This is a genomic window from Brachyspira hampsonii, from assembly GCF_001746205.1.
GTDB classification, from domain to species: domain Bacteria; phylum Spirochaetota; class Brachyspiria; order Brachyspirales; family Brachyspiraceae; genus Brachyspira; species Brachyspira hampsonii_B.
The window spans coordinates 131,705-146,104 of the sequence record NZ_MDCO01000006.1; the positions used below are offsets into that span (position 1 = coordinate 131,705).

At 28.7% G+C, this 14,400-nt stretch carries 10 protein-coding genes and 1 tRNA gene; 8 read left to right on the forward strand and 3 right to left on the reverse strand.

Annotation, left to right across the window (positions count from 1 at the left end; all coding sequences use genetic code 11):
* Positions 1 to 20: 20 nt before the first annotated feature.
* The 5 genes from BFL38_RS03695 (at position 21) to BFL38_RS03715 (ending at position 5,935) form a co-directional block, all read left to right on the forward strand.
* Positions 21 to 1,016, forward strand: coding sequence for an NAD(P)-dependent oxidoreductase (locus BFL38_RS03695; protein WP_069725790.1), 996 nt, complete (start codon positions 21 to 23; stop codon positions 1,014 to 1,016).
* Positions 1,017 to 1,149: 133 nt separating this feature from the next.
* Entirely contained in the window at positions 1,150 to 2,778 is a 1,629-nt protein-coding gene (locus tag BFL38_RS03700; RefSeq protein ID WP_069725791.1) for a peptide ABC transporter substrate-binding protein, read from the forward strand.
* 247 nt (positions 2,779 to 3,025) lie between these two features.
* Positions 3,026 to 3,096 (forward strand) — tRNA-Cys (locus BFL38_RS03705).
* A 14-nt stretch (positions 3,097 to 3,110) separates the two neighbouring features.
* Positions 3,111 to 5,015 carry a penicillin-binding protein gene (locus BFL38_RS03710; RefSeq protein ID WP_069725792.1) on the forward strand — a complete coding sequence of 635 codons (1,905 nt, stop codon included), beginning with the start codon at positions 3,111 to 3,113 and terminating at the stop codon, positions 5,013 to 5,015.
* A gap of 17 nt (positions 5,016 to 5,032) precedes the next feature.
* Positions 5,033 to 5,935, forward strand: a complete 903-nt coding sequence (locus BFL38_RS03715; RefSeq protein ID WP_069725793.1) for a carbohydrate kinase family protein — start codon at positions 5,033 to 5,035, stop codon at positions 5,933 to 5,935.
* A gap of 1 nt (position 5,936) precedes the next feature.
* Here the strand turns inward: BFL38_RS03715 and BFL38_RS03720 are convergent, their stop codons facing one another.
* The 3 genes from BFL38_RS03720 to BFL38_RS03730 all read right to left on the reverse strand — a co-directional run bounded on the left by BFL38_RS03720 (position 5,937) and on the right by BFL38_RS03730 (position 8,424).
* The gene (locus tag BFL38_RS03720; RefSeq protein WP_069725794.1) at positions 5,937 to 6,488 is read right to left on the reverse strand and encodes a hypothetical protein; all 552 of its coding nucleotides are present in this window, start codon (positions 6,486 to 6,488) and stop codon (positions 5,937 to 5,939) included.
* 26 nt (positions 6,489 to 6,514) lie between these two features.
* Positions 6,515 to 7,687: a tetratricopeptide repeat protein gene (locus tag BFL38_RS03725; RefSeq protein WP_069725795.1), complete on the reverse strand. Its 1,173-nt coding sequence runs from the start codon at positions 7,685 to 7,687 to the stop codon at positions 6,515 to 6,517.
* Positions 7,688 to 7,761: 74 nt separating this feature from the next.
* Positions 7,762 to 8,424, reverse strand: coding sequence for a bifunctional nuclease family protein (locus BFL38_RS03730; protein ID WP_069725796.1), 663 nt, complete (start codon positions 8,422 to 8,424; stop codon positions 7,762 to 7,764).
* 187 nt (positions 8,425 to 8,611) lie between these two features.
* On the opposite strand from BFL38_RS03730, the gene BFL38_RS03735 reads away from it, so the two are divergent.
* The 3 genes from BFL38_RS03735 (at position 8,612) to BFL38_RS03745 (ending at position 14,397) form a co-directional block, all read left to right on the forward strand.
* Complete coding sequence (locus BFL38_RS03735) at positions 8,612 to 10,372, forward strand: SpoIVB peptidase S55 domain-containing protein (RefSeq protein WP_069726051.1); 1,761 nt, start codon at positions 8,612 to 8,614, stop codon at positions 10,370 to 10,372.
* 71 nt (positions 10,373 to 10,443) lie between these two features.
* Entirely contained in the window at positions 10,444 to 12,495 is a 2,052-nt protein-coding gene (locus BFL38_RS03740) for a ligand-binding sensor domain-containing protein (RefSeq protein WP_069725797.1), read from the forward strand.
* Between the two features lie 81 nt (positions 12,496 to 12,576).
* Positions 12,577 to 14,397 carry a glycoside hydrolase family 10-like protein gene (locus tag BFL38_RS03745; RefSeq protein ID WP_069725798.1) on the forward strand — a complete coding sequence of 607 codons (1,821 nt, stop codon included), beginning with the start codon at positions 12,577 to 12,579 and terminating at the stop codon, positions 14,395 to 14,397.
* The last annotated feature ends 3 nt before the right edge of the window (positions 14,398 to 14,400 follow it).

Genomic DNA, 14,400 nt, shown 5'->3' on the forward strand with positions numbered 1-14,400 from the left:
TAAATTAAAAGGTAAAAATTATGAGTATAGCTGTATATTCGTTTTTAGATGATGAAGCAGAATTTTTTAAATTAATGGAAAAAAAATATAATACTAAATTCACATTATACAGACATCATTTAAATATTGATAATGTCAAAGAGGCAAAAGGTTTTGATTCTATAGTTTTTAATGCAAGAGATATTATTACTGATAAAGTTTTTGATAAATTGAAAGAATACGGCGTAAAATATATGAGCACCAGATCTGTCGGTTATGATAATATAGATATTGATTATGCAAACAAAATAGGAATAAAAATAGCAAATGTACCTTCATATTCTCCTAATTCTGTGAGTGAGTTTACAGTTCTATCATTACTTTCTATTATTAAGAATTATAATAATGTTATTATAAATGGATATAATAGAAATTATATAAGAACAGGGCTTGTGGCAAAAGAGATTAGAAATTTAAATATCGGTATTATAGGTACAGGAAGGATTGGTTCTTTGACTGTAAAGCATCTTAAAGGATTTTTTCCTAAAGACATATTTGTATATTCAAGAACAGAAAAGGAAGAAATAAAAAATTATGCAAAATATGTGAGTTTAGATGAATTATATGCAAATAGTGATGCTGTAATTTATCATATACCATACAGCAAAGAAACTGAAAATATGATTTGCAAAGATTCTATAAATAAAATGAAAAAGGGTGTTTATATTATCAATGTAAGCAGGGGCGGAATAGTTAATAACAAAGATTTACTTGAAGGTTTAAAAAGCGGGCATATAGGTGGAGCTGCTATAGATGTATATTCAAATGAGATTGAGTATGTTAATAAAGATATAAAAAATATTGTTTTGAAAGATGAAATTATTGAAGAATTATTCAAAATGGATAATGTTATAATAACTCCTCATTTTGCTTTTTATACTGATGAAGCATTGCTTAATATGGTCAGCACTTCTATTGATAATATATTTGAATTCAAAAATACAGGAAAATGTATAAATCAAATAACAAAATCTTAATTCATAGTAACTTTTTATTTTTTTTAATTGACTAAGTTTAGAAAATTATATAAAATATTTTTACATAGTTTTGATTAATTATTATTTAGGGTAGTTAATTAAAAAGAAATAGTTTAATTTTATGGAGTTTATTATGAAGACTATAAGGGTATTTTTATCATCTATTATTAGTATCAGCTTAGCATTTTTGATAATACTATCATCAATATCATGTTCTAAAGGCAAAAGTAATAGTGAAGGAATTATTGTTAATCTTAGTGTTGAACCAAAGACTATAGATCCTAGTTTGAACGCACAAATATACGGAGTAATTTATATTTCTCATGTATTTGAGGGTTTAACCGTAAGAGATAGAAATAATAAAATAGTACCGGGTGTAGCTGAAAAGTGGGAAATAAGTCCTGACGGAAAAACTTATACATTTTATCTAAGAACTAATTCTACTTGGTCAGATGGAAAACCTGTTGTAGCTGAAGACTTTGTTTACAGCTGGCAGAGACAGGTTGATCCAAAAGTTGCAAGCGAATACAGTTATCAGCATGAACCTGTAAAAAATGCTATGGCTATTACTAGAGGAGAAATGCCAGTAGATTCTTTGGGTGTAAAAGCTATTGATGAGCATACTTTGGTTGTAGAATTGGAAGCTCCTACTGCTTATTTCTTGGAAGTAGCTGCATTTCCTACATTTGCCCCTTTAAGAAAAGATATAATAGAACAATACGGAGACAACTGGACTTTGAAGCCTGAAACTTATATCGGTAACGGTCCTTATATTATGTCTGAACGCAATATTGATGAAAACATTATAATGGTAAAAAATACTAATTATTGGAATGCTGACAGTATAGTTGCTGAAAAAATAACATTTGTATTTATGCAAAATGGTGCTGCTGCGGTAGCTGGTATAAAAGACGGATCTTTACATATGGCTTATGAACCTCCTCAGCAGGATATACCTACACTTATGGAAGAGGGTTTAATACAGATTAAGCCCCTTATAGCTACTTATTATTATCCTATAAATGTAACTAATGAATATTTAAAAGATCCTAGAGTAAGAAAGGCATTATCCCTAGCTATAGACAGAAACTATATAGTAGAAAATGTTACTAAAGGCGGACAGAAACCTGCAGGCGGATGGGTGCCTTATGCGGTTAATGATGTTGATGGAGATTTTAGAGTTAATGGCGGTGATTTTTATGATATATCTAAAGAAGGATATTCCAATAATGTAGAAATGGCTAAACAGCTTTTGGCTGAAGCAGGATATCCTAATGGAGAAGGTTTTCCTGTAATAGAGTTTAAAACTGATCCCGGTAATCATGTGGGTATATTTGAAGCAGTACAGCAGATGTGGAAAGAGCATCTTAATATAGATTCTACTATTACTCAGATAGATAATGCATTATTAGGTCAGACTTTGCTTGAAAAAAACTTTATGATAGGAAGACTTTATTGGTCTGCTGATTATTCTGATCCTATGTCTATGATGAGTTTATTTACTAGCTACAATACTCAAAATAACGGCGGATACAGTAATAAAAGATATGATGATCTTATAGGTGAGGCTATGTCTACAGATGATAATAATATAAGAATGAAAGCTATGCATGAGGCTGAAAGAATTCTTATAGAAGAAGATATGGGTGCCATACCTCTTTATTTCTTCACAGAGCCTTTACTTGTTAATCCTAAATTGAGAGATGTTGTATATAATCCATTAGGATTTCATAAATTTTTCTATGCTTATTTAGAGGAGTAATTTTGTAAATCTGTAAATTAACAGCTGATAGCTTATGAATTAAGTAATAAATTTATACCTATTAACTTACATGTAATTTATATAGTTAGTTAATAGGTATTTTTTTTTTGCATAGCTCATTTTGTAAAATAATATATATTATTTTACTGTTTTTATTTTTTGAAATATAATAATAATCTATTATTTTTAAATTATGTCTATTGACTTTTTATTAATTTTAATATATCATTAATTACATATAAAATATGGCGGCGTCGCCAAGTGGTAAGGCAGGAGTCTGCAAAACTCTTATCATCGGTTCAAATCCGTTCGCCGCCTCATTTTTCCTAACTATGAATGACAGCCGAGTTAAAATATTATATTTATTCCTTATTTGCTTTTTTATAGGAACAATAGCAATATTCATTCAGTTATTTAATTTAACTATCAAAGAAAGAAAATCTTTATCATCATTATCCGGACTCGATAGACCAAGAGGAACTATATATGATGTGAAAATGCGTCCTCTTACAATAAATATCCCAGCATATATAATTTATTTGGATACTGAGTCTGTTTCTTTAGATGGTAATGATAAAACTGATATCAATGAAGCTTATTCTCAAATATTTAATATTATAGGCATTACAAAAGAAAAATTTGCTGAATTGTTAAACACTAAGAGAAGAACCATAATGCTGGCTCAGAATATTAATTTAGATTCCTATAAAAAAATAAAGGAAATAAAAGATAAATATAATGTAAAAAGCATTTATGGCATAGAAAGTTATAAAAGATTTTATCCTTATAAAGATGTATTTGCTCATGTTATAGGTTATATGAATAGGACAGAGACAGAAGGATATGCAGGACTTGAGGCAACTTATGAGGCTATTCTTTCATCAGAGAATGATAATCCAAAAGATATAGTATTGACTTTAGACCGAGATGTGCAGACTATAGTAAGAAATGAAGTATTAAAAACTGTGGCTGAAAAATCCCCTCAATCTGTTACAGTAATAGTATCAGATGTCAATACCGGAGCGATAGTTGCAAATTATTCTTATCCTTCATTTGATCCTAATAATCCTTTTATTTATGTTAACAATGAAAGAATGGATAGAAGTATAATGAGCACTATATATCCGGGAAGTACAATGAAAATATTTGCTGAACTTGCCGCTATAGAGCAGGGAGTAGTCAATAGTGATGAAATATTCCATTGTAAAGGTTATTATGATTACAGCAGACAAACAAGAATACATTGCGATTATCCACATGGAGATGTACCATTTAATGATATATTAAAATACAGCTGCAACTTTGCTATTGTAACTATAGCTGAAAGAATAGATAATCAGTTTTTTTATGATTATTTAAAAAGATTTGGATTCGGAGAGCCTACAGGTGTCGGACCTTATAAAAATGAATGGAGCGGAATATATCACTCTCTAAATAAATGGCATAGATTTTCAAAAGGCTATTTAGCAATAGGTTATGATTTAAGTGTTACTCCTATGCAGATAGCAGCCTCTTATTTACCTCTTTTGAATGGAGGCTGGAAAGTACCTATGCATGTTGTTGATTCATTTTATGACGGAATAGAAAAAATCAGTGCAACAAATAACTTAAAAAAGACTAGAATAATAGATGAACAGTATTCTCAAATAGCCAGAGTTTTACTTAGAAAAGGTGTTGAATCTGGTTCTACAGGGCATAGAGCTAATCTGCTTAATATAGATGTTGTTGGAAAAACAGGTACTGCAATAACAGAAGTTTATAGAAACAATGAATCTGAAAAGCCTGAAAAGTATTATCAATCTATATTTATAGGAGGTTTTCCTTTAGAAGATCCTAAAATATCTATACTTGTATTGCTTGATGATCCTCAGGGTCAGGGATCTCAGGGAGCGGGAAGGGTAGCGGCTCCTCTGTTTGCTAAAATAGCCAATCAGATTATACCTTATTTGGGACTTATTGACGGAGAAATATATACAATAAATACTAATGATTTTTTAAGTTTAGTACCTCATGCAAATAATATTACAAATAATATTATGCCTAATTTAACAGGGCTTTCTTTGAGAGATGCTTTAAATAGTATATCTTATATAGTATCAAATAATAATGCTAAGATAATGATACAAGGAGAAGGATATGTAACGGATTTTTCACCGAAGTTTGGTACATCTGTTACTAATAATTCTATAATAAGATTATTATTAAAAGCACCTATTAAAGAACAAGATAATAAATAGTAAATAGGAGCTTATTTATGTTAAATATACTTACTTTCGGAGAACTTTTATATGATGTTTATGATAATGTTTCAGTGATAGGAGGTGCCCCTTTTAATTATTCTCTTCAGCTTTCAAGGCTTTTAAATAAAGATGACAAGCTGCAATTTATAACTGCTTTGGGTGATGATGATTATTCTAAAGATGCTTTATCTTTTATTGATAATGAGAATATATATAAATCTTTAATACAGATATCAAAAGATTATGAAACAGGAAAAGCTACTGTTTTTCTTAATGAAAATAAAGTACCTGATTATATAATACATGAAAATACTGCTTGGGATCATATAGAATATAATTCAGATATAGAAAATGCTTTAAAAGAAAATTATGATTTATTTTATTTTAATATACTATCCCAAAGAAATGAAAAATCTTATAATACATTAAAAAACATATTCAAAAACATTAATGCTAAATATAAAGTATGCGATGTAACATTCAGAAAAAATTATTACACTAAAGAAAAGATAAAAGAATCTTTAGAGTTTATAAATATCTTAAAGATTAATGATGATGAGCTAGCTGTGATAAAAGGTCTTTTTTATCCATCTTTACAAAATGATAATGAAACATTGCTTAAAGCTATCAGTAAAGATTTTGATATTGATTATATATTTCTTACACTTGGTGCATCTGGTGCTAGTGTATTATATAATAATGAGTATATTTTTAATCCTTCTAATAAAATTGATGTTGTTGATACTGTTGGAGCTGGGGATTCATTTTGTGCTGCTTTGAGCTATGCTATATTGATGGGACTTGATATTAATAATGTATTGAAATTTGCTTCAAGTGTGTCTGAGGAGATGATTCAGCTAAAAGGCGGTACTGCAAGATATAATGTTGAAAGGGTAAAATCAAAATTTAATTTATAATTTATGTTCTTCCTGTATAATATTTGAATTTATCTTTTGTAAGGAATTTTATAGAAGTAAATATTCCTGTATATTTTTCATTGTATACTATATTATTTCTTATATCATCATAGAAAGCCTGTAAATTATTATTCATCATATCGTCTATATAGCTTGATGGATATTTAGATATATATTGATGTATTTGTCTATTTATTAATAGGCTTATAAATTTTTTAGGCGGACTATTGTAGGCTAGTAATGCTTTGTATATTCGGATATTTTGATTTATGGAATTTTTTTCTGATTGTGTTTTTGCTTCTTTTTCTTGTCTTTCTAAATCATTTAATGTATTTTGAATATTGTATATATTATTGCTGTATATATTTTTACCTTCATCGCTAAAAATATAATCGGCATCTATATAGAATACATATTCTTTATTATCAGATGATACAATTTTATCAAATTTTTCAATTACTCTAAATTTTATATTAAGATTATAATTACTTTGGGCAAAACTATACGAACTAGCTATAAGAATAAATATTATTATCGCAAAATAAAATCTCATACAATATATTCGGAATTATTTTTATATTATTTCGGTATAGATGACAATAATCTTATAAAATCTCTATCATTAGGGAATAATTTTAAAGCTTCTTCTGATATAATACTTGCATTATTATATCTTCTTTGATTATATTCAGTAACAGCATAATTATAATATGAAACTTTAAGATTTCTTTTTAGCACATCAGCACCTTCTCCTATATCAGATATTCCTATTTTATATGTTTCTATAGCATTAGGAAAATCTTTCTTACTTAAATAAGATGTGCCTATTGTGTTGTAATAGTGTATTTTATTATTTTTTGTCATAGGGTTATTAGAATCGAAGGTATATGCTTCTTCTAATGTTCTATAAGCAGCTTCAAAGTTATTTTTATTTAGATAATCTAAAGCCAATCTATTATAAGCATTCACTAAATTATCATTGTACATTTTTGTATTAGGAGAAAGATAATATGCTTTTTTTGCCATTACTAATTGTTTTTCAAGATCTTTTTCTATTTTTTTTAGTGAAATAGAATTAGGATATAATGTTGCTATTAAGGTGAGTATATCTACATTATTTCTATCTCTATAATTTCCTTGAGGCACGAAAGTAACTATTGTAGAGTTTCCTGTATTTCTTATTTCTTTTTGTCCCGGATCGAATCCTCTTGATAAGGTAGTTTCAACATCCACCGCTTTATCATCTGCATATATTGTACAAAATGAATGACTTGAAGTAAGAACGCCTGTAACTTCAAATCCAAATTCTTTGTATAGAAGCGAGTATAATATGCTTGAACTTAAACAGTTATATTCACCTTTATATATTAAATCCTGAAATAGGGTAGAAGTTTCAAAATATTGCTTTAATGTTCCGCTTGTGTACAGCCAATTTAAAAGCCTTTTACCGAAAGAGTATGCTCCTTCTTTAGTATATGAGGATAATTCTTTTTTAGCAAAATTTCTTATATTATTTAATTTTTCTCTGTAGAATTCAAATTCATCTTTATCAGTAATTCCTGAAGCTATTATAAATCCGTCATAATGAAGTTCCAAATCATTGGTTTCTCCATTATCTACTTTTGTAAAGAAATCGTATTCTAGTTCTGTAAGTTCGCCTGCTTCAAATTTTATTTTATCTGATGGTTTTGAATATACTACTGAGTAACTAAATAATATTAAAAATAAAATTATTTTAATACAGTGTTTCATATATCCTCTATAATTCTATTACTTACTATATAATATATAAAAAATATAAGTAATATAGAAAACAAAATTTTATTTTATTCTGTTAAATTATCAAGTTCATCTCTATATTTAGCAGCATCTTCATATCTTTCTTCTTTTACTGCCTGATCCAGCAATTTCTGTAATTCTTCTTTATTTTTTTTATTACTTTTTATATTTAATTGCTGATTATCCGTATTATTAATTTCTTCCGGTTCTTTTTTTACAAATATATTTTCAGCATTTTTTTCTCTAAGCTCATCTCTTTCAAATTTCTGATAAGTAAAAGGTATTCCTTCTTTCACTTTCATTAAATTATCATTTTCTTCTAATATAATTCCTGCTTTTTCTATAACATGTTCTTCTATAAATATAGGTGCTTTTGATTTAAGAGAAAGTGCTATAGCATCGGAAGGTCTTGAATCAATAAATATATTTTTATCATTATGTTCTATGACTAATTTAGCAAAGAAAGTATCTGTATGTACATTATCTATTATTACATTTATTAATCTTATATTACAGTTTTGAAATATATTGTATATTATGTCATGAGTGAGCGGTCTTTCTATTTTATACCCTATAAGGCTGGACATTATAGACTGAGCCTCTAAATATGCTATTGATATTGGTACAACTTTATCAGATTTTTCCGGCTTCAAAATAACTACAAAACCTTTATCTGTAATAGCTAAATTAAGTATCTTTGCTTCTACCACTTTTATAAACCTCTTTTATATATATATGCCTATTTATTATAATATTAATATATATATATTATTTGTCAAGGAAAATTTATTTAATAATTATGCTTGTATATAATCTAAAATTAATGTATTATTATTTTACTATTTATAATAAAATATAGTTTTTTTATTAAATTCAAATAAATAATTTCACAATATGATGGGAACTATGAGAAAAAAATTAATCTTTATTTTTACATTATCAGTTATATTTACATTTAATTTATTTTCACAGACAAATGAAGAATTACCTCCTTATCCTCCGGAAAATCCTGAAGTTATACCTATAAGTGAAATTTATGAAGGAATGGAAGGAGTAGGCTACACTGTTATACATGGTACGAATGTGCAACCATTTAAAGTGAAAGTATTATCTATTTTAAGAAAGAGATGGCATAATAGTGATGCTATACTTATAAGATGCGAAGGTCTTGATTTAGATCATTCAGGAACTGTTGCTGGTATGAGCGGTTCTCCTATATATTTTAACGGTAAAATAGCTGGAGCATTGGCTTTTGGATGGAACTATGCTAAGGATCCAATAGCCGGAGTTACACCTATAGAAGAAATGTATAAGTTATATGAAGATACTAATGCTAAAGCACCGCTTTTAGGATTTGCAGATGATAATTCTCTTCAAACTCCTTTAATGTTTTCAGGTATAAGCAGCAAGGCTTTTAATGAATATTCTTCTTCTTTTAAAAAGGGCGGTTTTTATCCTATGCAGGCAGGCGGTTCTGTTTCTGATACAAATCAGGCAAGTAAATTTTTGTTTGGGGATTCAGTTGCTATAGTATTGGCTGACGGAGATATCTCTTTAGCCGGTATTGGTACTGTTTCTCATACAGATGATGAAAAATTCCTTATTTTCGGGCATTCTATGTGGTCTAAGGGAAGATTGAGAGCACCTGTGTCAAGAGCATATATTAATCATGTAGTGGCTTCTGTAGATTCTTCATTCAAACTCGGATATGCTTATTCTAACTATTTAGGATATACTGTTTATGACGGTGCTTTTGGAGTTTCCGGTGTTTACGGAGAAGTTCCTGAAAATGTAATGGTGCCTGTAAAAGTAGAAATAGAAGATCAGACTTTCCTTACTAGAGATTTTAATTTCAGAGTATTAAATGATCCTACCTATTTTACAGAGATACTTTCTATGGCTTTATACAGTGCTGTAAGTTCTGCTGCAGGCGGAGCTGAAGAGGGAGTATTCAGTATAAGTTATGAAATAGAAACAGATTATTTTGAAGAGCCTTATAAAGTAACTGATAAAATATTGGATTATTCTTCTACAGAGGCATTCAAAGCTGCTATAAAACAATTAATAGCTCCTATAGATTTCTTCATTTATAATAACTTTAATAGAGTAGGCATCAAATCTGTAAAACTATCTATAAAAAGAAGTAATCTTGAATATGTTTTTTTGAATGATATAACTTTGGTAGAACCTAGAGCAGTTGCCGGAGAAACTATACATTTAAGATTGGGGTATACTCCTTACGGCAAAGAAAAACAATATGTAGATATACCTGTAAGACTTCCTGTTAATTTGAAAACAGATGTTTATACTATATATGCTGCTAATGAATATATTTATAATTATGCTGAGCAGTTATTTATGCCTAGTAAATATGAGATAAGAAGTTTAGATGATGTTCAGCGTATATATGGAAAAAGTTATGATGACAGTGCCTTAAAAGTATGGCTTTATTCTTCATCAAGAGGAGTTCAAATAGGTAAGGATTTATATCCTACGCTTCCTCCTTCTAAATATGGTACAATGGCTAAGAATGCTACATCTGATAAAGCTGCAGTTATTACTCCTATTAATGGAAATTATCAAATGGATAGTTCTATACTAGGATTGATGAAATTGGATATAATAATAGAAGGTGCTAGAAAATATGAAAATCGTTAAATTTTCATGATTTTTATTGATGAAATGTTTATGATAAAAAATAGATATAAGAATAGAAGGGGATAGAAAATATGAAAATCACTAAGATTATAATTGCTTTGCAGCTGATATTAATATTATCTTCTGCTAATGTTTTTGGGGTTGTTACCAGAACATTATCAAGCACTAAAAGAGGATTTTACGATAATGGTGTTTATGATGGAATAATGCTTACAGAACAGGGCAGTTTAACTTTAGCTCCTATAATAGAACAGAATGGAGTAATTGCAGGCAAAGATATATGGAAAATGTATACTGCTAATGACGGCAGTATGTTTGCGGCTATAAGCGGAAGCGGTGCTGAACTTTATAAAAGAACTGCTAATGATACTAACTTTTCCTTATTTGCTTCTGAAAAAAATGAAAATGCTTTTACTGCAGTTATTACTGATAATGAGGGAAATGTATATGCCGCTGCAGGTCCTTATGCAAAAATAATAAAATATGACAGTCAGGGAAATGAACTTTGGAGAAAAACTTTAAATGATACTTATATATGGGATATGAAATTTGATGATAAAGGAAATTTATTTGCTGCAGCCGGCGGAAATAATGCCAAGCTATTGAGAATAACTTCTGACGGTAATATTAAGGAAATATTAAAAACAGATGAGCAGCATGCTATGTCTTTATTATATGATGATAAAAATAACAAACTTTATATAGGAACTGCCGGAAGGGGGCTTGTATTAGTTGTTGATTTATCTACAAATTTGGAAAATCCTTCATACAATGTACTTTATGATACAGCGGAAAATGAAGTTTATGCTATAACTATGGATAATATAGGAAATTTATATTTTGGAACTTCTACAAGACAGCCTGCTTATTTACTGCTTCCTTCTATAATAGACGGCGATAAAAGACCTGATGAAAGCGAAAAGGAATTTAGAAACTCTTTATATAAGGCTGATACTAACGGCACAGTTCAAAGATTATTTTTCTTGAATCAGACATTGGTTTTGGCATTGAGCAGCGATAATAATAATAATATATATTTTGTTACAGGAGATACTGCTGATATATATAAAATAGGAGGAAATGACGGACTTTTATCATATATAGGCGGTTTAAAAAATAAAATACTTTCAACTTTTGCTGTTTCTGATGACGGACTTTATTTTGCAATATCAAAGACAGGTGAAATATACAGAGTAAAGCATACTTATCCTAATCAGGGTACTTTTACAAGCGATTCATTAGATTTAAAACTTTTGAGTAAATTAGGAAGTTTGAGTGATATATCAACTATTCCAAACGGTTCTTCCATATCTATTGAAGTTAGAACAGGAAATGTAGCAAGAGTTGATAATACTTGGAGCAGCTTTAATGCAGTAGGTACTGACGGAAAGATAGATGTTCCGGACGGAAGATTTATGCAGTTTAAAGTTACAATGACAACTTCTGATACAAATACTACTCCTGTACTTAATTCTATGGATTTTAGTTATGTTGAAAATAATCTTCCTCCTGAAGTAATAAACGGAGGGCTTACTACCCGTTATCTTCAGCAAAATGATTCTTCTGAAACAGCTAAAAGTCCTCAATTAGAAGAAAATGAGGCTATGATTTATTGGAAAGGAACTGATCCTAATGGTGATAAACTTACATATAATTTGGAATATAGATTAAAAGGTGAGAAAAATTATAGAAAATTAGCTGATAATTTATCAACATCATATTTTAAATTTGAATCTTATTTACTTCCTTCTGGTATTTACGATTTTAGAATAACAGCAAGCGACAGTTATGATAATCCTATAAATGTTGCTAAAACTAAAACTTTAGAAGTATTTAATGTGAAATATGATAATGATCCTCCGGAAGTTTTAGATTTTAATGTGGAAACAAGCGGGGCAAATAGAAAAATTACTTTCAGAGTGGAAGATAAATTATCTTTCATAAAAACAGTAAGATATTCTACTATAACAGGAGAATGGAAATATATTGTCCCTGATGATGGTATGTTAGATTCTATGAATGAAATATTTACTATAAATATAGAAGATGCCAATGCCGGATCTGTTACTATTGAGGTAATGGATACTGATGGAAATACTAAATATTATTCATTCTTGATATGATTATTTATTAATAATAGAATTTTAATTGGGCTAGTGAATTTATAATTTACCAGCCCTTTATTTATTATAAGGTTTGATTTTATGAGAAAGTTATTTATTTTTATTTCTTTATTAATATTTCATCTATTGTCATGTCAAAGAAGTGAAATAATTATTCCTGATAATTTAAAAAGCATGCTTATAAAAGATATTAATGAGGATAGAAGTTTAAATCCTTTATATAGAGAATTCAGAGCTGCTTGGTTTTCAACTGTAAATAACATGGATTGGCCTCTTGAGGGAGGAAGCGAGGAAGAGCAGAAAAAACTAGCTTTGAAATATTTAGATACACTTTATGATAATAATTTTAATGCTGTATTTGTACAAGTTAAGCCTGATGCAGGAGTAATATTTCCTTCAAAAATAAATCCTACCACAAGATATTTTTTTGGTAAAGACAGTACAAATGAAATAGATGATTATCCTTTTAAAACTGATATGCTTAAATTTATTATAGATGAAGCTCATAAAAGAAATTTAGAAGTTCATGCTTGGTTTAATCCTTATAGAATAGCTGTAACTTATGATACTAATAAAAGTTATGCTGAGCAGTTTTCAAAGAAGAATTTTATTCATGTATATGCTTACTCTAATAATTTAAAGCCTATTCATTGGTATGATAATAAACTTTATTTGGATCCCGGTGAGCCTATAAGTGCAAAATATGTGATAGATTCTATTATGGAAGTTGTTGAAAATTATGATATAGACGGAGTGCATTTTGATGATTACTTTTATCAGAATATGATTGGAGATAAAACATATAAGTATTGGCCTGATGAAGTGAGTTCTTCAAAATATGCTTCTAGTCAAGGTTATGATGCTTCTAATACAAATTATGATGATTACGGAGTTAATGGGCTTTATGCTTGGAGAAGAAATAATATCAATACGCTTGTAAGTTCTATATATAAAGAAATAAAATCAAGAAAGCCTTATGTAAAATGGACTATATCACCTGCTGGAGTTTGGAGAAACAAAGAAAAACTTTCAGATTACAATGGATATGAATACGGAAGCGATACTCAGTCTTATAATCCTAATTTCGACGCATTGCATGCTGATGTTCTTTTGTGGATGCTTAATGGAGAGAAAACTGAGTTTTTAAAAAATGCTGCAGAAAAAGACGGTATTAATAAAATGTATGTTGATGCTGTTATACCTCAGATATATTGGAGTGATAAGCATGAAACTGCTCCTTTTGATATTATAGCTGATTGGTGGATTGAACAATCTAAAAAATCTGCTAATGGAAAATTGGCTGATTTATATATTGGGCATCCTCTTTATAAAATGGGAAGAGACACAAATGCTGAGCCTTGGCAGGATATAGATTTAATGTCAAAACAAGTTGATTATATTAGAGATAAAGGAAGAGGGTATATAAAAGGTTCTGTATTTTTTACTATGAGAAATATGTATAAAGATGATATTCATACAAAAGGTTTTGGCTATAAGGCTTTAAATTATTTAAAAGAAAATAACTATCCTTTTAAATCTATAATACCGACTATGAACACCATGAAAGATTTAAATACATCTCCTTTGGGTTTAACTAACCTCTATATAACAAATAAATTTAGAAGTATAGAAATTACTTTCACAGATTCAGGAGAATATAAAACTGATAAATATAATTGTGCTGTAGAAGGTACATCTGTTTATTATTCTATATACAGAAAAGATGTTTCAGAAGATTATATAGTTCTAATTGATAAAATAAGAAGAACAAATTTTGATTCTCATTCTAATGTAGTATACAATGATAATACAGCAAATCCTAAGAAAACTTATATTTATTATATTACTGCTTTAGATAGGCTTCATAATGAGAGTATGCCTATTATGATTACTAATAGATAAATA